The sequence below is a fragment of the Enterovibrio nigricans DSM 22720 genome, from assembly GCF_900167155.1.
Classification (GTDB): Bacteria; Pseudomonadota; Gammaproteobacteria; order Enterobacterales; family Vibrionaceae; genus Enterovibrio; species Enterovibrio nigricans.
In genome coordinates, this window is sequence record NZ_FUXU01000008.1 from 47,179 (window position 1) to 67,933 (window position 20,755).

At 49.5% G+C, this 20,755-nt stretch carries 15 protein-coding genes; 7 read left to right on the plus strand and 8 right to left on the minus strand.

Annotated features, from left to right (window positions below; all coding sequences use genetic code 11):
* Window positions 1–116: 116 nt before the first annotated feature.
* Window positions 117–2,639, plus strand: coding sequence for a penicillin-binding protein 1A (locus B5D35_RS05025; protein ID WP_078751498.1), 2,523 nt, complete (start codon window positions 117–119; stop codon window positions 2,637–2,639).
* 43 nt (window positions 2,640–2,682) lie between these two features.
* Here B5D35_RS05025 and oxyR read toward each other — a convergent pair whose 3' ends face one another.
* A complete protein-coding gene (gene oxyR, locus B5D35_RS05030; RefSeq protein ID WP_078751499.1) occupies window positions 2,683–3,588 on the minus strand; it encodes a DNA-binding transcriptional regulator OxyR in 906 nt (301 codons plus the stop codon).
* A 148-nt stretch (window positions 3,589–3,736) separates the two neighbouring features.
* Here oxyR and B5D35_RS05035 point away from each other — a divergent pair, with 148 nt between their 5' ends.
* From B5D35_RS05035 to B5D35_RS05045, 3 genes are all read left to right on the plus strand, one after another.
* Window positions 3,737–4,468, plus strand: a complete 732-nt coding sequence (locus tag B5D35_RS05035; RefSeq protein WP_078751500.1) for a glutathione peroxidase — start codon at window positions 3,737–3,739, stop codon at window positions 4,466–4,468.
* Window positions 4,469–4,563: 95 nt separating this feature from the next.
* Entirely contained in the window at window positions 4,564–6,015 is a 1,452-nt protein-coding gene (locus B5D35_RS05040) for a dihydrolipoyl dehydrogenase (RefSeq protein WP_078751501.1), read from the plus strand.
* A gap of 118 nt (window positions 6,016–6,133) precedes the next feature.
* Window positions 6,134–6,406 carry a DUF3624 domain-containing protein gene (locus B5D35_RS05045; protein ID WP_078751502.1) on the plus strand — a complete coding sequence of 91 codons (273 nt, stop codon included), beginning with the start codon at window positions 6,134–6,136 and terminating at the stop codon, window positions 6,404–6,406.
* 31 nt (window positions 6,407–6,437) lie between these two features.
* Here B5D35_RS05045 and argH read toward each other — a convergent pair whose 3' ends face one another.
* From argH to argC, 4 genes are all read right to left on the minus strand, one after another.
* The gene (argH, locus tag B5D35_RS05050) at window positions 6,438–8,315 is read right to left on the minus strand and encodes an argininosuccinate lyase (RefSeq protein WP_078751503.1); all 1,878 of its coding nucleotides are present in this window, start codon (window positions 8,313–8,315) and stop codon (window positions 6,438–6,440) included.
* 40 nt (window positions 8,316–8,355) lie between these two features.
* On the minus strand, window positions 8,356–9,567 hold the full coding sequence (locus B5D35_RS05055) for an argininosuccinate synthase (protein WP_078751504.1): 1,212 nt from the start codon (window positions 9,565–9,567) through the stop codon (window positions 8,356–8,358).
* Between the two features lie 61 nt (window positions 9,568–9,628).
* Window positions 9,629–10,408 (minus strand): acetylglutamate kinase, encoded by a 780-nt coding sequence (gene argB, locus B5D35_RS05060; protein WP_078751505.1) that lies wholly within the window; start codon window positions 10,406–10,408, stop codon window positions 9,629–9,631.
* A gap of 10 nt (window positions 10,409–10,418) precedes the next feature.
* On the minus strand, window positions 10,419–11,426 hold the full coding sequence (gene argC, locus B5D35_RS05065; RefSeq protein ID WP_078751506.1) for an N-acetyl-gamma-glutamyl-phosphate reductase: 1,008 nt from the start codon (window positions 11,424–11,426) through the stop codon (window positions 10,419–10,421).
* A 471-nt stretch (window positions 11,427–11,897) separates the two neighbouring features.
* On the opposite strand from argC, the gene ppc reads away from it, so the two are divergent.
* Window positions 11,898–14,528, plus strand: coding sequence for a phosphoenolpyruvate carboxylase (gene ppc / locus B5D35_RS05070; RefSeq protein WP_078751507.1), 2,631 nt, complete (start codon window positions 11,898–11,900; stop codon window positions 14,526–14,528).
* A 347-nt stretch (window positions 14,529–14,875) separates the two neighbouring features.
* Window positions 14,876–15,451: a PadR family transcriptional regulator gene (locus B5D35_RS05075; protein WP_078751508.1), complete on the plus strand. Its 576-nt coding sequence runs from the start codon at window positions 14,876–14,878 to the stop codon at window positions 15,449–15,451.
* A 48-nt stretch (window positions 15,452–15,499) separates the two neighbouring features.
* Here B5D35_RS05075 and metF read toward each other — a convergent pair whose 3' ends face one another.
* The 3 genes from metF to B5D35_RS05090 form a co-directional block, all read right to left on the minus strand.
* Window positions 15,500–16,390 (minus strand): methylenetetrahydrofolate reductase, encoded by an 891-nt coding sequence (gene metF, locus B5D35_RS05080; RefSeq protein ID WP_078751509.1) that lies wholly within the window; start codon window positions 16,388–16,390, stop codon window positions 15,500–15,502.
* 201 nt (window positions 16,391–16,591) lie between these two features.
* On the minus strand, window positions 16,592–19,036 hold the full coding sequence (locus tag B5D35_RS05085) for a bifunctional aspartate kinase/homoserine dehydrogenase II (protein WP_078751510.1): 2,445 nt from the start codon (window positions 19,034–19,036) through the stop codon (window positions 16,592–16,594).
* Entirely contained in the window at window positions 19,033–20,199 is a 1,167-nt protein-coding gene (locus B5D35_RS05090; protein WP_078751511.1) for an O-succinylhomoserine (thiol)-lyase, read from the minus strand. The genes B5D35_RS05085 and B5D35_RS05090 overlap by 4 nt, the downstream gene beginning before the upstream one ends.
* Window positions 20,200–20,408: 209 nt before the next feature.
* Between B5D35_RS05090 and metJ the strand changes: the two genes are divergently transcribed.
* A complete protein-coding gene (gene metJ, locus B5D35_RS05095) occupies window positions 20,409–20,726 on the plus strand; it encodes a met regulon transcriptional regulator MetJ (RefSeq protein WP_067412787.1) in 318 nt (105 codons plus the stop codon).
* The last annotated feature ends 29 nt before the right edge of the window (window positions 20,727–20,755 follow it).

Sequence of the window (20,755 nt, forward strand, 5' to 3'; positions counted from 1 at the left end):
TCGGTCACTTTTTTAAAGTTATGGCGGCTGATTCGTTATTTTTTATTCAGTTCTCTTTATACTACGGACATCAGGTCACCCTACAGTGCGACTAAAAACGTTACGGGAAATATCAAGTGAAGTTCATTAAGCGACTGCTTATGCTTGCAATTGTTTGCATATTTATTGGAGTGGGTACAATTTTTGGTTTCTATTTTTACCTGAAGCCAGAATTGCCAGACGTAGCCACACTCAAAGACGTCAAACTGCAAACACCGATGCAGGTTTACAGCGCAGATGGGAAACTCATTTCTCAATTTGGTGAAAAGCGCCGGATCCCAGTCACGTACAATGAAATCCCTCAAGATCTCATTGATGCGTTGATAGCGACAGAAGACAGCCGCTTTTATGAGCATCCGGGCATCGATCCAATTGGTATTACTCGTGCCGCCATCGTCGTAGCCCTATCTGGGTCAGCGAAGCAAGGGGCGAGTACCATCACCCAACAGCTGGCACGGAACTTCTTCCTCTCAAACGAGAAGAAGATCATGCGTAAAATCAAAGAGATTTTCATCGCTATCCACATTGAGCAACTGTTGACCAAACAAGAGATCATGGAGCTCTACGTTAACAAGATCTTCCTTGGCTACCGCTCATACGGTTTTGGTGCAGCAGCGCGTGTGTATTTTGGTAAAGACCTCAAAGACCTAACCTTAAGCGAGCTTGCCACCTTGGCCGGCATGCCTAAAGCGCCTTCAACCATGAACCCAATCTACTCCGTAGAGCGTGCAACTCACCGCCGCAACGTCGTTCTAAAGCGTATGCTGGATGAAGGCTACATCACGCGTTCTGAATTTGAACAAGCAAAAGCTGAGCCCATTGTTTCACGCTACCACGGTGCAGAAATCGAATTAAACGCACCGTACGTTGCTGAACTTGCACGCGCATGGGCGGTTGAGAAATACGGCGAAGGCGTTTATGAGTCAGGGATGAAAATCTACACCACGGTAGATTCTCGCCTGCAAAATGCCGCACAGAAAGCCGCAGTGATTAACCTGCTGGCTTATGATGAACGCCACGGTTATCGCGGTGCCGTTGCGACACTATGGAAAGACGGTACGACCCCTTGGGATGCAGAGAAAATTCAGGCGCATCTTAAAAAGCAACCGACATACGGTGATCTCAACCCTGCAGTGGTCATTAACGTTACCGGTCAAACCGCAGATATTGAGCTACAAGACGGTGCTACTGCGACCATTCCTTGGGATGGCATGAAGTGGGCACGCCGCTACAAAACAGATACGCGCCAAGGCTCAGCACCAAAACAAGCCGCTGATATTCTGGCTGCCGGTGAGCAAGTTTGGGTACGCAATGTGACGGATGTTTGGCACCTAAGCCAAGTGCCGGATGCCAATACCGCCATGGTGGCAATGTCGCCAGAAAACGGGGCGGTGAAAGCACTGGTAGGCGGCTTTAATTTCGTCCACAGCAAGTTCAACCGTGCGACGCAGTCTGTCCGTCAGGTGGGATCGGGGATCAAGCCGTTTATTTACTCCGCAGCACTTGAGCAAGGCATGACATTGGCGACACTCATCAACGATGCGCCAATCAACAAATGGGATTCAAGTCAGGGGACCGCGTGGCGTCCAAAGAACTCTCCACCAACCTATGATGGCCCGACACGTGCTCGCATTGGTCTAGCGCAATCCAAAAACGTCATGGCGGTACGTGTACTTCGCCGTGTGGGTTTGGATGAGACCATTGATTTCCTTACCCGCTTTGGCTTCAAGCACGACGATCTGCCGCGCTCTGAAACGTTAGCCCTCGGCGCAGGCAGCCTGACACCAATGGAAGTGGCCCAAGGCTTCAGCGTGTTTGCTAACGGCGGTTACTACCTTGCGCCTTACTACATCAGCAAAGTGGAAGACCCGTTTGGTAAAGAGGTTTTCGTTGCAAACCCACAAACAATTTGTCGTGAAAATTGCGCAGACACTTCGGACACAGGAAAGCTGGATTCGACCAACATGCAAGAAGAAGTCAGCCTTCTCGATCAGACTGCAGACATGGAGAATGCGCCAGCGAAAAACTTCGCACCGCATGTGATCACAGAGCAGAATGCCTTCCTTGTCAGGGAGATGCTGGAAGCGAATATCTGGGGTGGCGGTGATTGGCGTCAAGGTACAGGCTGGAACGGTACAGGCTGGCGAGCTCAGAAACTGAAACGTCGCGATATCGGCGGTAAAACGGGTACCACAAACGATTCAAAAGATGCGTGGTATACCGGATTTGCACCGGGTCTTGTCGCTACAGTTTGGGTCGGCTTTGATAACCACTCACGTGAACTGGGCAGAACCGCACGTAACGCAAACTTGGATAAAGACCAAATCTCTGGTGCAGAAGCCGGGGCAAAAACGGCGCAACCTGCGTGGATATACTTTATGTCTGATGCCTTGGTTGACGTGCCAGTGCAGAACAAAGTGATCCCATCTGACATTGTGAAAGTACGTATCGACCGAGATACTGGCCTATTGACCCGCAAATCAGACGGCAGCTCGATGTTTGAATTCTTTAAGAAAGGCACCGAACCGACCGACTATGTTTCCTCAGCCGCGGCGAGTGGTGGCAACATTTACGAATCAGAAGGTGAAGAGCTGTTCTAAGCACATTTGCTTAACGAAGAAAGGCACCGAAAGGTGCCTTTCTCTATTCAACAGCGTTACACATCGATTTCATGGCATCAGCAATCACGCTAGCCAGCTTTTCATAACGCGCCCGAAGCGGAGAACCTGGTCGGTAATCCAGGGTGATAAGACGTTGCGGCTCTGGGCCAACCGCCTTCACATACACCACACCATCTCGGTGCATACTTTCCGGTACGGACAGTTTTGGCAGTAAGGTAATACCGGTTTCTGCCGCCACCATATTGCGAAGCGTTTCTAAACTGGTTGCACGAAAACGCGCGTCTTCATTCGCACCCGCAGCGAAACAAAAACCCATCGCTTGATCACGAAGACAATGACCGTCCGCTAACATCAACAATGTTTCACCTTTCAGTGAGTCCATTGACACTTCTTTTTCTTTTGACCAGCGATGGCTCTCTGGTATGGCGAGGATCATTGGCTCGTAGTAAAGCGGCATTTCAATAAAATGCTCCGTCTCTTTAACCGTCGCCAAAATCATACAATCGAGTTTGCCCTCTTCCAGCTGCTGAACCAGTTGGCTCGTCTGCGCTTCATGTAAGAAGAGATCAAGATCTGGAAATGCCTTTTTAATCGCAGGCACAATATGCGGTAAAAGGTAAGGACCTACGGTTGGAATAAACCCCACATGCAGCGGACCAGACATCTCTTCCCCCTGCTGACTGGCCATTTCTTCCAGTACTTTCACTTCCATTAGTATTTTCTGTGCTTGCCTGACAAGCTGCATCCCTGCATCCGTGAATAATACTTTTCGGCTGGTTCGCTCTAGCAACACCACACCCAGTTCGTCTTCCAGTTTACGGATCTGACCACTCAGCGTGGGCTGGCTGACAAAACACGCCTCGGCGGCTTTGCGAAAGTGCTGATGCTCAGAGAGCGCGACCAGATACTCAAGATCACGAATGTTCACACGATACCTCTTCGATAGGTTTTGCTTATCGAAATGATAAACCCAATCAATTAGATCTATCCACCCTAATCGCACTAATATACACACATCAACCGGGAACACCGGATTAAAGAACTGAAAACAAAGAAATCATTTAAGGGGTATTACCATGGAATTTATTAATAAAGAAGGTCAGAAAGTACCAAGCGTTACATTCCCAACTCGTCAGGGAGATGCATGGGTTAACGTGACCACAGATGAGCTATTTGCCGGTAAAACAGTCGTTGTATTCAGCCTGCCAGGTGCATTTACACCAACGTGCTCATCTACACACCTGCCACGTTACAACGAGCTGCATTCTGTATTTAAAGAGCACGGCGTTGACGAAATTCTGTGTGTATCTGTAAACGATACGTTCGTAATGAACGCATGGAAAGCAGACCAAGAAGCAGAAAACATTACCTTTATCCCAGACGGTAACGCAGAGTTCACTCGCGGTATGGGTATGGCGGTAGCAAAAGATGATTTGGGCTTCGGTCAGCGTTCATGGCGCTACAGCATGCTGGTGAAAGACGGCGTGGTAGAAAAAATGTTCATTGAGCCAAACGAGCCAGGTGACCCGTTCAAAGTTTCTGACGCAGATACAATGATGGCTTACGTAGCACCAGAGCACAAACTGCAAGAATCAATTACGGTATTCAGCAAACCAGGTTGTCCATTTTGTGCGAAAGCAAAACAAACGCTGATCGACAACAAGCTACAGTTTGAAGAGATTGTACTTGGCCAAGATGCAACCACAGTTAGCCTTCGCGCAGTAAGCGGTCGTGCGACGGTACCTCAAGTGTTCATCGGCGGTAAGCACATTGGTGGCAGCGACGAGCTTGAAGCTTACTTCGCATAATCACCGATAGGGCAGCGCAAGCTGCCCTAATCATTTAAGCAGCTAAATTGCCTTTTTTCGCGCCTTCTGGAATGAGTGTTATCTGGAGAAGAACAATGAAAACCTTGAACGTTGATGTAGCCGTTATCGGCGGTGGTACCGCAGGTCTAGGTGCCTATCGCGCAGCAAAAGCCCATGCAGACAATGTCGTGATAGTCGAAGGTGGTCCTTACGGCACAACCTGTGCCCGTGTTGGCTGTATGCCATCAAAGCTGTTAATCGCCGCAGCAGAAGCGGTTCATCACATTGAAAAAGCCCCCGGCTTTGGTATTTACCCTCAAGGCGACATCAAGATCAACGGTCAAGAAGTCATGGACCGCGTAAAACGCGAGCGTGACCGTTTCGTTGGCTTCGTTTTGGAAGGCGTAGAAGAAATCCCTGCAGAAGACAAAATCGCGGGATACGCAAAATTCATTGATAACAACACGCTAATGGTCGATGACCACACACGCATTGAAGCCAAACGCATTGTTATCGCAACGGGTTCTCGTCCAGCATGGCCAGCGCCTTGGAATGATTTGGGTGATCGACTGATCATCAATGATGACGTTTTCGAGTGGGACGACCTCCCCGAGTCTGTTGCCGTTTTCGGCCCTGGTGTTATTGGCCTTGAACTCGGCCAGTCTTTGCATCGCCTAGGTGTGAAAGTGAAACTGTTTGGTGTTGGTGGTCAAGTTGGCCCGCTCACCGACCCTACTGTCATGGCCTACGCCGACAAAGCGTTCAATGAAGAGTTCTATCTGGACGCTGACGCGAAAGTAGAAGAGATGGTGCGTGAAGGCGATAAAGTCCATATCCGCTATCTCGATAAGCAAGGTGAAACCCAGCGTATCGCGGTTGATTATGTACTGGCCGCAACCGGCCGTCGTCCAAACGTCGATAAACTGGATATCGAAAACACAGGTATGGAATTGGACGCCCGCGGCGTACCAACGGCTGACCCGTACACAATGCAAACATCCGTCGCGTCAATTTTCATCGCCGGAGATGCAAGCAACCAGCTTCCGTTATTACACGAAGCCGCCGATCAAGGCCGAATTGCGGGTGACAACGCAGGTCGCTTCCCAGATATTCGTGCAGGTCTTCGCCGCAGCAAAATTTCTGCTGTGTTCTCTGATCCACAAATCGCAATGGTGGGCGAAACCTACAAAGAAATCACGGCACGTCTGGGTACCTGCGGTTGTTTTGAAACGGGCGCAGTGTCATTTGAAAACCAAGGTCGCTCACGTGTGATGCTACGTAACAAAGGTGTTCTGCACGTATACGGCGAGCAAGGTACTGGCCGCTTCCTTGGCGCAGAAATGATGGGACCAAACGCAGAGCACTTGGCGCACCTGCTGGCTTGGGCGCACCAAAACCAGATGACGATTTCACAGATGCTGGACATGCCGTTCTACCATCCGGTTATCGAAGAAGGCGTTCGTACTGCGTTACGTGACCTGAATGCAAAACTGCACCTCGGTCCTGAAATGATTAAACACTGTCTGGATTGTGGACCAGGCTGTTGAACCCATAATTAATTTCCACAAAAAGTTAATCCCCTTAACTCTTGCACTTTGCCCTCCTTTACGGAGGGCCTTTTTCTTTGTAGGCTCGCAGAGTCACTCGATAACTGGCTGAGAAACAATGAGCTGCCGTTTTTGCAAAGATGCCTCCCTTTCCCTTCGCGCCAAGCTTGGCCGTTGTAAGCGCTGTATGGTTCAGCTTGCCGTCATGAATGCCATCCTTTGGCCACTTTGGTTTGTCGGATTCAGTGACACGCCTAAGTCTATCGAGTCCATCTCCTTGCTCTTTGCCGCCGGTGCCAGTGCGCTCTTGCTATCTCTCCATCTCGTGCTTATGCCGTTTAAAAAGCCCTTACCTGAGACGAAAAAAAACCGACCAGAGGTCGGTTCTTAGCAATATCGAGAGTCTTTTATGTGGCTTGTCTTTACGCCACGTTTACCTTGGCAATCAACCTGTCCTGATCAAACGTGAACTCCAAGGCCACCTCGTCACATGCGTGGAGGCGCGGACAACGTTCACAATCTTTCATGACCTTTTCAGGCAACAATGACTTCGATGTTGGAATAAAGCCTCGCTGCATAAAAAACTCTGGCACACGGGTCAGCACAAACACTTTCTTAATCGCCATGTTCTGCGCTTTTTTCAGCAAGTGCTCTACGATAGCGCTTCCCTGACCTTGCCCCTGCCAGCCAGCTTCCACACCCAGTGAGCGCACTTCGGCCAAACCGGAGTCATACACGTATAGCGAGGCACAACCTGTGACCTCACCTTGGTGCTCAGCCACCGCAAACGAGCCAATATCACGTACTAGTTCATTGCGCTCACGCGGCAGGTTTTCACCAAGACCTGCCCAGTACACCACCATGCCTTCAATGGCATCGAGATCCGTCAAGCGAGCACCACGCACTTTCACTCTCGGCGAGTAGCGTTTCTCTAAACGCTTCTCCGCCTGACTGATCGCATACTCCACCTGATTCGGTGCCACGCCGCCAAGGGCACAGCGTTTCTCAAGACAAGACTCAATGGTCAGGATTGGATACACGTCTTCATCTATCACGGAAGAGAATTGCTTCATCTCTTCCAAAGACATCTCTTCGAGTGCACAGCCTTTTTCTATCGCGGCAACAACCGCAACACCGACGATATGGTGCGCTTCACGGAACGGAATGCCCTTAGCGACAAGGTAATCAGCAAGTTCGGTGGCATTCGAATAGCCTTGCATCGCCGCTTCCAACGTACGTGCTTTGTTGATTTTGATGCCATCAAAACAAAGTGCGGCCATTTCGATACAGTCAAACCAAGTATCCAGCGCATCAAACAAGCCTTCTTTGTCTTCCTGCATGTCCTTGTTGTATGCAAGCGGAAGCGCTTTAACTGTCATCATCATCGCAGACATGGCACCGTAAACACGGCCTGTTTTTCCACGGATAAGCTCCAGCGCATCTGGATTTTTCTTTTGTGGCATCAACGAAGAACCAGATGTCACCGTATCGGCTAGCTCAACAAAGCCCGACTCGCCTGAGTTGTAGAAAATCAGATCTTCTGCCATCCGAGACAAGTGAAGCATGGACACCGAGGCAACTGACATCAGCTCCATCACATGGTCACGGTCAGACACCGAGTCCAAGCTGTTACGGGTTGCGCGACGGAAGCCCAAGCTATGCGCCAGTGCTTCACGATCTATCGGGTATGCCGTCCCCGCCAAGGCACCCGAACCCAATGGGCAAGTGTCTAGACGGTTCAGTGCATCATTCAAACGTGAGTAATCACGCTCGAACATTTCAACGTAGGCCAGACACCAGTGTGCAAACGTCACGGGCTGGGCGCGTTGCAGGTGGGTGTATCCTGGCAGTACCGTGGTTTGGTTTTCTGCCGCCACCTGAACCATTTGGTTTTGCAGCTTATCGAGAGCAAGGAGAAGTTGTTGGCCTTGCTGACGACACCATAGTTTGAGGTCAGTCGCGACCTGATCGTTACGCGAACGGCCCGTGTGCAGCTTTTTACCTAAATCGCCCACTTTGGCGATCAGTTGCTGCTCCACCCAGCTATGAATATCTTCAGCATCGGAGCGCAGGATCTGCTCTGGATCTTCCATCACAGCCAGCTTGATTTCATTAAGCGCGAGCTCCAAACGTTGCTGCTCTAGCTCCGTCAGGACACTCACAGAACGCAAGGCTTTTGACCACGCAATCGAGCCCACGATATCCTGCTCTGCGAGGCGATAGTCGAAACGCAGCGAATCATTAAACTGCTTGAAACGTGTATCAGCTGCCTGACTAAACCTTCCGCCCCATAACGCCATATGTACTTCTCCTTAAAACCCTATTGCTTCCAGCTGCTGTCTATTTTTGTTTTTTCTCGTTCAGCGCGCGAATACGGCTCGACAGCGAGTAAAGACGGATGAAGCCACCAGCATGGCTTTGGTCATACACTTCATCTTCACCGAATGTCGCAAACTCTTCCGAGTATAGGCTGTTGAGTGAACGCTTTTGCACTACTGTAGCGTGTCCTTTGTACAGTTTCACTACCACTTCACCCGTTACAGCCTCTGCGATTGTGTCCGCAGCCGCAAGAATCGACTTACACAGTGGTGTAAACCAACGACCGTCGTAAATCAGGTGAGACGCTTTCAAACCCAACTCTTCACGGAATTCAAAGCAATCTTTGTCCAGCACCAGTTGCTCAACACCACGCAACGCTTCCATGATAATCGTGCCCCCTGGCGTTTCATAGCAGCCACGCGACTTCATGCCCACCAGACGGTTTTCGACGATATCAATACGGCCTACACCATGACGTGCACCTTTCTCGTTCAGCGTCGTCAGCACTTGATACGGACTCATAGCCTCGCCATCAACCGCGACCACTTCGCCTTTCTCAACCAGCAAAGAGACGGTTTCTGATTGATCTGGTGCTTGCTCCGGATCAACGGTCCACATCCAACACAGCTCATTGGGTGCATTCCACGTATCTTCCAGCACGCCACCTTCGGTAGAAATGTGCCATGCGTTTGCATCACGGCTATAGATTTTCTCAAGGCTTGCAGTACATGGGATGTTACGTTCTGCCAGGTAGTCCAGCAGGGCTTCTCGTGAACGAAGGTCCCACTCACGCCAAGGTGCAATCACTTTCAGTTGCGGTGCCAGTGCGGCGAAGGCACTTTCAAAACGCACTTGGTCGTTTCCTTTACCCGTACAACCGTGGCACAGTGCATCTGCGCCCACTTCCAGCGCACATTCCACCTGTGCTTTGGCGATAATTGGGCGTGCCATCGAGGTACCGAGAAGGTACTTGCCTTCGTATACAGCGCCAGTTTTCAAGCTTGGGTAGATATAATCCGCCACCAGCTCGTCTTTCAAGTCGGCGATGTAACACGCCGATGCACCCGAAGCGATTGCCTTTTCTTCGATGCCAACAAGTTCTTTTTCGCCTTGGCCCACATCTGCGACGAACGCCACCACTTCACAGTCATAGTTTTCTTTCAACCATGGAATGATCGCCGACGTATCGAGACCGCCAGAATATGCAAGTACTACCTTTTTGATATCGCTCATGTCACTACTCCTTGTTCACCGCTCTGACGGTCAGTACAGGCGGTAACGATTAAAAATTCGGTTATACGGTAAAACGGGTGCCGATGTTGCCGCCATTGAAAAGCTCGGACAGCTTTTCAGGATAACGCCACGTCGCCACTTCAATCGGTCTTCCTAAGGCTTTCGCCGCATCAAACGCCGCATTCACTTTGACAATCATGCCATCGGTGATCACGCCGCTTTCAATCAATTCATTCGCAAGCTTTTCATCCAACGTTGGCATCAACTTACCTTTGCCATTTAAGACGCCACTCACGTCCGACAGTAGAACCAGTTCGGCATCTAATGCTGCTGCTACTGCCACCGCTGCTTGGTCCGCATTTACGTTCATCAGCTCACCGTCTTCGTCGATTCCAATTGAGCTAATGATAGGCACCGCACCTGTCGACAAGATGGCTTGCAACACCGCAGAGCTACCTGGAGACGCTTTACCTACGTTGCCAAGTTCTGGGTCAAATTGCTCAATCTTACACAGACCACCATCAGCAAGGCTCAGACCAACCGCGTTGATGCCACTTTTAATCGCTTCACCTTGCAGCAACTTGTTCGCCGTACCGGCTAATGCACCCGCAACCACATTGATTTGGTCTTTTGGCGTGACACGCAAGCCCTGTTTTTTCTCGACCTTCAAGTTCAACGCTTTCATCAAGTCGTCAACCAGATAACCACCACCATGGACTATCACTAACTCTCGATGCGCGGAGTCTTTATATTCACTCATCGCACTGAATAGCTTTTCTAACGTTTCTGTGCAGGACAGGGCTGCACCACCCAACTTGACGACTAAAGGACGTAAACTCATGAATGCACTCCTACACAATGGCCGTTAAAACAGGAAAACCGAAACGGATGTTCACGCACTGCATGGCTTGGCTAGCAGCGCCTTTAAGCAGGTTATCAATAGCAGAGGTTAAGATGATGTGCTGGCCGCTTACAGACCAGCCAATGTCGCAAAAGCCCGTGTTTTGCACCGATTGCAACTTGGCACTTTGGCCCGCACCCAGTGGACGAACGAAAGGCTTATCCTGGTATGCGCTTGTTAGCGCGTTCGTGATTTGATCTACGCTCACCCCATCCGCCAGTTTGGCCGTGATGGTGGCAAGAATGCCGCGTTTGAAATTGCCAAGGTGCGGAGTGAAAATCACATCGCAGCCTAAATGTGCTGCAATCTCAGGTTGGTGGCGGTGGTTGAAGATACCGTAGGCATGAAGGCTGACCTCACAGAAACTGTTTGTCATTGATGCTTTGCGACCCGCACCAGAAGCGCCACTCACGGCATTAATCACGGGCCATTGATTCACATCCAACAGGCCGCTATCGATCAGAGGTTTAAGTGCCAGTTGTGACGCGGTTGGGTAGCAACCTGGCACAGCCACTAAGTCCGCTGTCGCAATCGCAGCTTCATTCCACTCAGCAAGGCCGTAAACCGCTTTTTCCAGCCAATCGCCATATTGATGTTCAAAACCGTAGTAATCGGTGTAGAAGCTGTCGGACTGAACACGAAAAGCACCAGACAGGTCAAAGACTTTACAGCCTTCAGCTAAAAACGTCGGTGCAATGTCATGGCTTACTTCATGGGCGGTCGCTAGAAAAACCACGTCCGCAGACTTCGCGACAGCAGCAATATCTTTAAGCGGTTGAAGCGGGAGGTCGACCAGCCCTTTCAAGGTGCCATGAAGATCACTGATAGGTGTGTTGGCATCTGTGCTGCTCTCAGACACAAACAAACCGCTCAATACAAGCTCAGGATGGAGGTGGACCATTTTGGTCAGCTCGGCACCGGTATAACCACTGGCACCGACAATCACTGTCTTTAGCATGAAAAATCCGTTTTTTGTTCAATGATGAATGATGATGCATTCAGCTTGCTCAGCTGTGAGAGGGGCACGATATACCCAACGCTAATGATTAACGTCGGCGTCGTCGCTGAAGAAGGGGTGTTGAAAACTTGTCCATCTTGATATCGTACCTGCTCTTTGCTTCCATGAGCTATTTTTAGTTGTTTATTCATATAAAATGAATTTATATGTGTTTTTTAACGTTATAAATGACTAATGTCAATAACAAAGGCAAAATAAACCGACGCAACACGGTACCTTTAAAAAAGGACATAGATAACGCGATACATTGTAATTTTGTTACATCCCGCTCTACACCTGAGCTATCAAGGGATGCGAGCGAAATTACAAAACTATATGTACAAGGATGATTGACCAATGGGGCAGTAATTGGCTAGATTGAGCCGTTAAGATTGCAATTTGGATGTAACAAAGTTACGAAACGGACGCATTATGAATGACAAGTACGACGCTCTGAAGAGTAATGTCAGTATGCTAGGTCACTTACTGGGTAACACAATTAAAGATGCCCATGGTGACGAATTACTAGCGAAAGTGGAAGAGATCCGTAAGCTCTCTAAATCTGCTTCTGCAGGCAATAAAGACGATCATGAGAAACTGATCGATGTTCTGCAAAACCTGCCAAATGACCAGATGTTACCGGTTGCGCGTGCATTCAGTCAGTTTTTGAACCTGACGAATATCGCCGAACAATACCATTCTGTTTCTCGCCACTGCGAAGAGTCTGTGTGTAGCCCTGACTCGATAGACGATTTGTTTATGCGTCTGAAAGGCAACGATGTTTCGCCAACAGACACGGATAAAGCCGTAAACGATCTGAAAATTGAGCTTGTTTTAACCGCGCACCCAACAGAGATAGCGCGTCGTACCACCATTCATAAACTCGTTCAAATCAACAAATGCCTGTCAAAGCTGGAGCTTGGTGATCTGTCTTCAAGCGAACGAAGCAAGGCTGAACTTCGCCTTGAGCAACTTATCGCCCAGGCATGGCATTCAGACGTTATCCGCCAACAACGCCCTAGCCCATTAGATGAAGCCAAATGGGGATATGCGGTTATCGAAAACAGCTTATGGCAAGCCGTTCCCGAATTCCTGCGCCAATTTGATCAAAAGTTGAACCATCATTTAGGTCGAGGCCTGCCGATTGAAGCGGCTCCGATTCAGATTTCAAGCTGGATGGGTGGCGACCGTGACGGTAACCCATTCGTCACGTCTGACGTTACACGCGAAGTGTTATTGCTTTCTCGCTGGAAAGCCGCCGATCTTTACCTTGGCGATCTGCAAGAGCTTATCAGTGAGCTTTCAATGACGCGCTGTAACGACGTTGTACGCGCCATGGCTGGTGATGAACACGAACCTTACCGTGCGATTTTAAAATCACTGCGTAAAACACTGAACAACACGTTGGATTACCTCGATGCAAAAATCAAAGGCCAGCGTGCAGATAACAAAGATATTCTGACCCATGCAGACCAACTCTGGACACCGCTACATGCGTGTTACCAATCTCTGCATGAGTGTGGCATGGGCATCATCGCAGATGGCTTGCTGCTCGATACCCTGCGACGCATTCGCACCTTCGGCGTGAACCTCATTAAACTGGATATCCGTCAGGAGAGCACTCGCCACGCAAATGTACTTTCAGAGGTCACTCGTACTCTGGGCATGGGCGATTACGGTCAGTGGAGTGAGCAGGACAAGCAAGCGTTCCTTATTCGCGAACTGAGTTCAAAGCGTCCGTTGTTGCCACGTGACTGGGAACCCTCTGATGAGGTTCAGGAAGTACTAGAGACTTGCCGCATTGTGGCAGAACAGCCGCGCGAGGCGCTGGGCGCCTATGTCATCTCGATGGCACGCACAGCCTCTGACGTTCTGGCTGTCCACCTGCTTCTTAAAGAAGCGGGCTGCCCGTTCCGCATGGACGTTTGCCCACTGTTCGAAACACTTGATGATTTGAACAACGCAGAAGCCGTGATCCGCCAATTGTTGAACATCGACTGGTACCGTGGCTTCATTCAAAACTTCCAGATGGTCATGATTGGTTACTCTGACTCAGCCAAAGATGCTGGTGTTATGGCAGCAGGCTGGGCACAATATCAAGCAATGGAATCACTGGTTAGCCTATGTGAAGAGCAAGGCGTTGATCTGGTGCTGTTCCATGGCCGTGGTGGTTCAATTGGTCGCGGTGGTGCACCTGCACATGCGGCATTGCTTTCTCAGCCGCCTCGCAGCCTGAAAGGTGGCCTGCGCGTGACAGAGCAAGGTGAGATGATCCGCTTTAAGCTGGGCTTGCCGGATGTTGCTATCAATAGCCTCAACCTTTACGCAAGTGCGATTTTGGAAGCGAACCTGCTACCGCCACCAGAGCCAAAACAAGAATGGCGCGATCTGATGGAAACGCTGAGCGAGGTTTCTTGCGAAGCCTACCGCGACATTGTACGTGGCAACAAAGACTTCGTACCGTACTTCCGTTCAGCCACCCCGGAGTTGGAGTTGGGTAAACTGCCGCTGGGTTCTCGTCCATCGAAGCGAAACCCGAATGGCGGCGTAGAAAGCCTACGCGCTATCCCATGGATTTTCGCCTGGAGCCAAAACCGCTTGCTGTTGCCAGCGTGGCTGGGTGCCGGACAGGCAATCCAATTCTCCATTGATCACGGTCACCTGAAGCAATTGGAAGAGATGTGCCGTGAATGGCCATTCTTCTCTACCCGTCTGGGCATGCTTGAGATGGTTTACATCAAATCCAATGCTTCAATTTCCAAATACTATGACGAACAACTCGTTGCGGAAGAATTGTGGCCGCTGGGTGAACAGCTTCGCACACGTCTGGCACAGGATATCAAAGCGGTACTGATGGTCGAAAACAGCGATCACCTAATGGAGCAAAACCCGTGGGGTGCGGAAGCGATTCGCCTGCGTAATATCTATGTTGAGCCTCTCAACATGCTGCAAGCTGAGCTACTCCACCGTACTCGTGCATCAGCCGAAGAGCACACCCCTCTCGACGACGCGCTGATGGTAACCATCGCGGGTATTGCGGCAGGTATGCGCAACACCGGATAAATGAGAAATCGGTTCAAAAATAAGAAAGGCTGCCATGTTGCAGCCTTTTTTATCTTTATTAATGCTTTTTCGTTTGTCGTTGCATTGATAATGTTATTAATATGTTGTCCTGCGATGAACAAGCTGGCTTCGCCATCTTTCTGAAGCAGAATACATCGAATATAACTAATCGCTTTGTTACTAATAACGATGATCTTTTGCACCATAAGGTTTTCGGTGCACGTTGGCGTGGTTATCGTTAGGAAGAAAAAGCGTGTCGATCGTCCCAGAGCAGTGGAATATAAATACTCGCCATAGAGCGACATCCTCGGGCAACGGATCGCCATTTACGATTTTGGATAGAAGAGATGTCACTACCACATGTTATTCTGACGGTGCTCAGCCACCACGACGCAACGGGTTACGATATAACGAAAGAGTTTTCCAGTGCTATCGGGTACTTTTGGAAAGCCAGTCACCAGCAAGTCTATCGAGAACTGAATAAACTTGCCGATCAAGGTGCGGTCAGTTGTCGTCTTGAACCTCAAGACGGAAAGCCGGATCGCAAAGTCTATTCCATCACTGAAATTGGCAAGCAAAGCCTTTATGAATGGTTTTTACTTCCCGCCAAACATCCCACAGACCGCGACGAAATTTCAGCAAAGCTTCTCACCTGCAGTATTTTCGATGCCGCACCAATGATCGAACATATTCATGCGTTAATGGATGAGGCACGCATACAGCTCAGCCGATATCGCGATCTAGAAAGAAGTCAGTACAGTGAGTCCGCCATTCTTACACGGGAGGGCCGCTTGGAGCGTTTGACGTTGCGTCGCAACATCTTACAAAAAGAAGCATGGCTGACTTGGGCTGAAGAGGTGTTGATGCAACTGAACATCATGGAAAGTACAGAAAGCCATCCTCGCGTTGCCGCTTCCTTGTAACCTAAAAAGCCGTCGCTAAGACGGCTTTTTCTTTTCCCCATCTAAGCGCTACAGTGACGGGCGAATGCCCAGCGTATGACAAAGTGCATACGTCAGTTCGGCGCGGTTTAATGTGTAAAAGTGGAAATCCTTCACCCCTTCACGACTAAGCACGCGTACCATATCAATGGCGTTACTTGCTCCCACCATTTGACGTGTGACGGGATCATCTTCTAAGCCGTCGTATTGCTTGTTCATCCAATGTGGAATACGCACATTGGTCATTTTGGCAAACTTAGACGCTTGCTTGAAGTTCGATACAGGCAAAATACCCGGGATGATTTCCACATCAATGCCTGCCGCCACACAACGGTCGCGAAAACGCAGGTAGCTTTCCACATCAAAGAAAAACTGTGTGATGGCACGGTTTGCGCCTGCATCCACTTTACGCTTGAGGTTGATCAGATCGGCTTGGGCACTTTTCGCTTCTGGGTGTACTTCAGGGTAGGCAGCAACAGAAATATCAAAATCAGCCTCTCCTTTTAAAAGTGCGACCAGATCAGAGGCATACATATCCGGCTTTTTCCCCTGCTCAGGTAAATCTCCACGCAATGCCACGATATGGCGAATCCCACTTTCCCAATAGTCACGGGCAATCGTCTTCAACTCATCGCGCGAGGCGTCAATACAGGTCAAATGCGGCGCAGCTTCAATACCCGTTTCTTGCTTGATGCTTTTGACGATGGAATGAGTACGATCTCGCTCTCCCGAGTTCGCCCCGTAAGTCACTGAAACAAATTTAGGCTGGAGCGTTTTCAGGCGTTGAACCGATGCCCACAGTGTTTGCTCCATCGACTCGGTGCTTGGCGGGAAAAATTCGAACGACACGTTTATGTCACCGTTCAAATCTGAAAGGTTTTGATTGAGTGCGTCCAAATGGCTCGCGTGTGAATAACCCATAATGTCTCCCTACCTCGGCATCCTCGCCGAAAAATCTTTTTTGGTGACGACTCATTTAGCCGTCTATATGTCCAAATAATGAATTGCGAGCAAGTCAAAGTCAACGTGGTTAACTTGAATTTTATTCATGTTCCACATGTAAGTTCTTCACATACAAAAAAGCGGAGCATCATGCTCCGCTTTTTCCTCGCATAAATTCGCCTATTTCAGCAACGACGCAATTCGGTTCAAATCTGACAGCAATGCCCCTGCGGTTACATCACGTCCAGCGCCAGGCCCACGAATTACCAAGGGGTTTTCACGGTACCACTGGCTTTCAATCGCAAAGATATTATCGCAAGGCAGCAGATTCGCTAAGGGGTGTTCTTCTTGCAATACTTCAATACCCACTCGCGCTTTTCCTTCGCGGGTCATGCGGGCAACGTAACGCAATACGCCCTGCTCTTTTCTGGCTTTTTCAAGCCAATCTTCAAGAGTTTCATCCAGTTTGGCACTTTGATCGAGAAAGCTATCCAGTGACAACGATGCTAACGCTTCCGGTACCAATGATTGTACCTGTACCTGCTCCGGCTCTAACGCTAACCCTGACTCGCGGGCCAGTATTACCAGCTTACGCATCACATCTGCCCCACTGAGATCTTCGCGTGGATCCGGCTCAGTCAATCCTTGCTGCCAAGCCTGTTCCAAAAGCTCACTGAATTTCACATCCCCATTAAACTGCTGGAACAACCAAGATAAGGTGCCGGAGAAAATACCCGACAGTGCAATGATTTGATCGCCACTCTCACGCAGGTCGCGCACAGTATGATTGATCGGAAGTCCAGCCCCAACGGTCGCGTTATACAGCCAATAGCGGCCTGTTTTTGAAAACGCATCCTGTACCTGATGATAAAGCGCTGCGCTTGCCGAGCCCGCCACTTTATTGGCTGACACCAAATGGAAACCCAACTCAGCCAGTTCCGTGTATTGTGCGGCCAAGGGGGTGCTTGCAGTGACGTCCAGTACCACAATGTCATCAAACGGGTGGTTTAGGAGATGTCCCATCCACTCCGATTCTTTATACCGCGTCGCTTTCTCTGCAAACTTATCCATCACAGTCGCTGCATCAATGCCGTTAAAATCGACCCACTGATGATCACTATCCTGAACAGAAATCAGCTCGAAATTCATGCCGTGGCGTTTTTCCAACGCCGCTTTTTGCTCGCTGAAAAGTGATAACCAACGGCTACCGATATTGCCTTTCCCAAGCAATACCAAACCAATGCGTCGTTGTGCCTGAAAAAGCTGGCGGTGAATATCCGCGACTAATGAAGAGGTGTTGGCTTTACGAAGCAAGGCGGCAATGCTGAGCCCATTGGATGACTCACAGATAAATTCCATCGGTTGTCCGCGCAGTTGCTGGTAAAAACCGTGGCAATGCACAGGATTGGCGGTGACGCCTGCACCGACCGCTGCGACCATACTGAAACCTTCACGCAGACGAATCTCTGCGGGGATACCCGCGTTCTGCAACTGCTCTAATACGCTGTTAACGACTTCGCCCGTGTAGGCCAGCTGAATACGATGCTGATCCGCGCTGGATGATGCCGCCAGCGGTTGAATTTGTTTTTTACTCAGTAAGCTTTCAACGTCGCGTTGTGCTGATACAAAATCATGTGAACGCGGTACGTCAAGCTGCAGCACACACACATCATTTAACGCCGTTACTATCTTCGCGCCACGGCCAGAAGCTAGTACCCGCTCAATACGCGTTGAGCCGGACTCAGGCTCGTAGCTGCAACGAAGGTTCAAATCAATATTGCTTTGTGCCACAGGTTGGAGTGTGCGGGTATGTAAAACAGGTGCAGCTAAACGTGCCAGCTCTGCGGCTTCATCTAACCGCAACAGCGGCAAAAGACAAGCATCGGTTACTACGCGCGGATCTGCGCTATATACGCCAGCCACATCACTCCAGATGGTCACGCGCGAGGCATCCGCCAAGGCACCAATAATCGTGGCTGAATAGTCCGAACCGTTGCGACCTAACAATACAGTTTCGCCCGCTTTGTTCTGCGCCATAAAACCAGTGATGACGATGCGTCTTTGGGTATGTTGTATAAGCTGTTCTTTTAACAGCGGCCACGAGCTTGCACGATCCACTTCAGGTTGCGCACCACGTTCTGCACGAAGAAATGAGCGTGAGTCCAACTTTACTGCTGGCAGACGAAATTGAGTCAACAGTGATGACAACAGGCGTGCTGACCAGACTTCACCAAAGCCTTGAATCCATGCGCGCTGCGCATCTGAAAGCGGTCCTTCCGCCGCTTTCGCCATTTCACTGAAATCGTTATAGAGCAAGTCCACAAGATCTTGCTTTTGATCACCCTCAATCAGGTTTTCAATAAGATCCTGCTGATATTTACGCAGGCTTTGAAAGCTTTCGTGTGCAAGACGGCCATCCAGACTAAGCTGAGCCAGCCATTCAATCAGTCTATTGGTGGTTTTTCCTGCTGCCGACACCACGATAATGTCGGTCGCACCACTGTATTGCTCTAAGATTTTTTCCACGCGGCGAAAACAATCTGGATCGGCTAAGCTACTGCCGCCGAATTTGTGTAACTGACGGGAATGCAACTGTTGAGGGGATACTGCTTCAACCGCGCTCATTGCTGGCTCTCTCTTACTTTATCAAATGCATATTTTAGGTCTGCGACCAGATCACTATGATCTTCCAAACCAATAGACAAACGCAATAGCGTTGCAGCGATCCCCGCCTCAGCTTGCGCTTCGTCTGACATCGCGCGATGGGTCATCGAGCCCGGGTGGGTAACTAAGCTTTCCACACCGCCCAATGATTCGGCCAAAGAGAATAGCTTAAGTGAGCCGAGGAAAAGTTTCAGCTCTTCTTCGCTGCCTTTAAGCTCAAAGCTCAACATTCCACCGAAACCTGATTGTTGTTTCTTCGCAATCTCATGACCTGGGTGTTCTGGCAGCGACGGATGATAAATAACTTTCACCAACGGCTCATGTTTAAGGAGCTCCAAAATCGCTGCACTGTTTTCTTCATGCTGACGCATTCTTACATTGAGGGTGCGTAATCCACGTAGCGTCATATAACTATCAAACGCATTTCCGGTTGCACCAATACAATTTCCCCACCACTTAAGTTCGTCAGCGAGTTCGGCATCTTTCGCTACCACCACACCACCAACAGTATCGGAATGGCCATTGATAAACTTAGTGGTCGAGTGGACCACAAAATCTGCGCCTAGCGTTAGCGGTTGTTGCAGAGCGGGAGATAAGAAGGTGTTATCAACTGCTACCCATGCACCAACTGCCTGCGCTTTCTTACAAATTTCGGCAATATCTACCACACGAAGCAACGGGTTTGATGGGGTTTCAATCCACACCAACTTAGGGTTGTTCTCTAGAGCTGCGTTCAATGCTGTGCTATTCGTCTGGTCAACAAACGCAACGTTGAATGCCCCTTTCTTCGCACGTGAATCGAACAAACGGTACGTCCCGCCGTAACAATCATGCGGTGCGACGATAAGATCGTCAGGAGAAAGTAATGACAACATAAGGTTGATGGCTGACATGCCGCAGTTCGTCACCACTGCACCCGCACCATGCTCTAGTTCAGATAGCGCTTTTTCCAGCAAGCTACGTGTTGGGTTTCCGCCTCGTGCATAATCGTACGTTGGCACTTCGCCAAATTCAGGGAATTCGTAATTTGTTGATAGATAAATAGGTGGAACCACTGCATGATGTTGAGAGTCGGTAGTGATGCCAGTGCGTACTGCGATGGTTGCTGACTTCTTGTCGTTCATTATGTGCTTCCCTGTCTTTAATGATCGTATTTCGAGCAGATTATACGCAACCTTAACCATTAATTTATGAGACGTCAATCCTTCTGGACGTCTATATGTCTTTACATATAGCGGTCGATATCGCTAGAATTTGATGTTCATCCAATTTGGGCGAGTTGTTTCCCGCCTTGACAACAACTTGTATAGATAAACTGCTAAGAAGGTGACCAATGGCAGACTGGAATGGCGAATATATTAACCCGTACGCTGAGCACGGAAAAAAGAAAGAGCAGGTCAAGAAAATCACCGTTTCTATCCCGCTGAAAGTGCTTAAGATCCTGACCGATGAGCGTACACGCCGTCAGGTAAACAATCTGCGACACGCCACCAACAGTGAACTGTTGTGCGAGGCGTTTTTACACGCATATACCGGTCAGCCATTGCCAACGGATGATGATATTCGCAAGGACAAAGCTGATAGCGTGCCTGTGGAAGCTAAGCGCATTATGAAAGAACTCGGTATCGAGTTTAACGAAGAAGAGTATTAACTTCGTCAGCGCAAAGACAAAAAAACCAG

What these genes read in the sequence shown, in the direction of transcription:
- B5D35_RS05035 (WP_078751500.1), top strand. Translation starts at nt 3,737, where the DNA reads ATGGAATTTATTAATAAAGAAGGTCAGAAAGTACCAAGCGTTACATTC.
- B5D35_RS05040 (WP_078751501.1), top strand. Translation starts at nt 4,564, where the DNA reads ATGAAAACCTTGAACGTTGATGTAGCCGTTATCGGCGGTGGTACCGCA.
- B5D35_RS05045 (WP_078751502.1), top strand. Translation starts at nt 6,134, where the DNA reads ATGAGCTGCCGTTTTTGCAAAGATGCCTCCCTTTCCCTTCGCGCCAAG.
- argH (WP_078751503.1), bottom strand. Translation starts at nt 8,315, where the DNA reads ATGGCGTTATGGGGCGGAAGGTTTAGTCAGGCAGCTGATACACGTTTC.
- B5D35_RS05055 (WP_078751504.1), bottom strand. Translation starts at nt 9,567, where the DNA reads ATGAGCGATATCAAAAAGGTAGTACTTGCATATTCTGGCGGTCTCGAT.
- argB (WP_078751505.1), bottom strand. Translation starts at nt 10,408, where the DNA reads ATGAGTTTACGTCCTTTAGTCGTCAAGTTGGGTGGTGCAGCCCTGTCC.
- argC (WP_078751506.1), bottom strand. Translation starts at nt 11,426, where the DNA reads ATGCTAAAGACAGTGATTGTCGGTGCCAGTGGTTATACCGGTGCCGAG.
- ppc (WP_078751507.1), top strand. Translation starts at nt 11,898, where the DNA reads ATGAATGACAAGTACGACGCTCTGAAGAGTAATGTCAGTATGCTAGGT.
- B5D35_RS05075 (WP_078751508.1), top strand. Translation starts at nt 14,876, where the DNA reads ATGTCACTACCACATGTTATTCTGACGGTGCTCAGCCACCACGACGCA.
- metF (WP_078751509.1), bottom strand. Translation starts at nt 16,390, where the DNA reads ATGGGTTATTCACACGCGAGCCATTTGGACGCACTCAATCAAAACCTT.
- B5D35_RS05085 (WP_078751510.1), bottom strand. Translation starts at nt 19,036, where the DNA reads ATGAGCGCGGTTGAAGCAGTATCCCCTCAACAGTTGCATTCCCGTCAG.
- B5D35_RS05090 (WP_078751511.1), bottom strand. Translation starts at nt 20,199, where the DNA reads ATGAACGACAAGAAGTCAGCAACCATCGCAGTACGCACTGGCATCACT.
- metJ (WP_067412787.1), top strand. Translation starts at nt 20,409, where the DNA reads ATGGCAGACTGGAATGGCGAATATATTAACCCGTACGCTGAGCACGGA.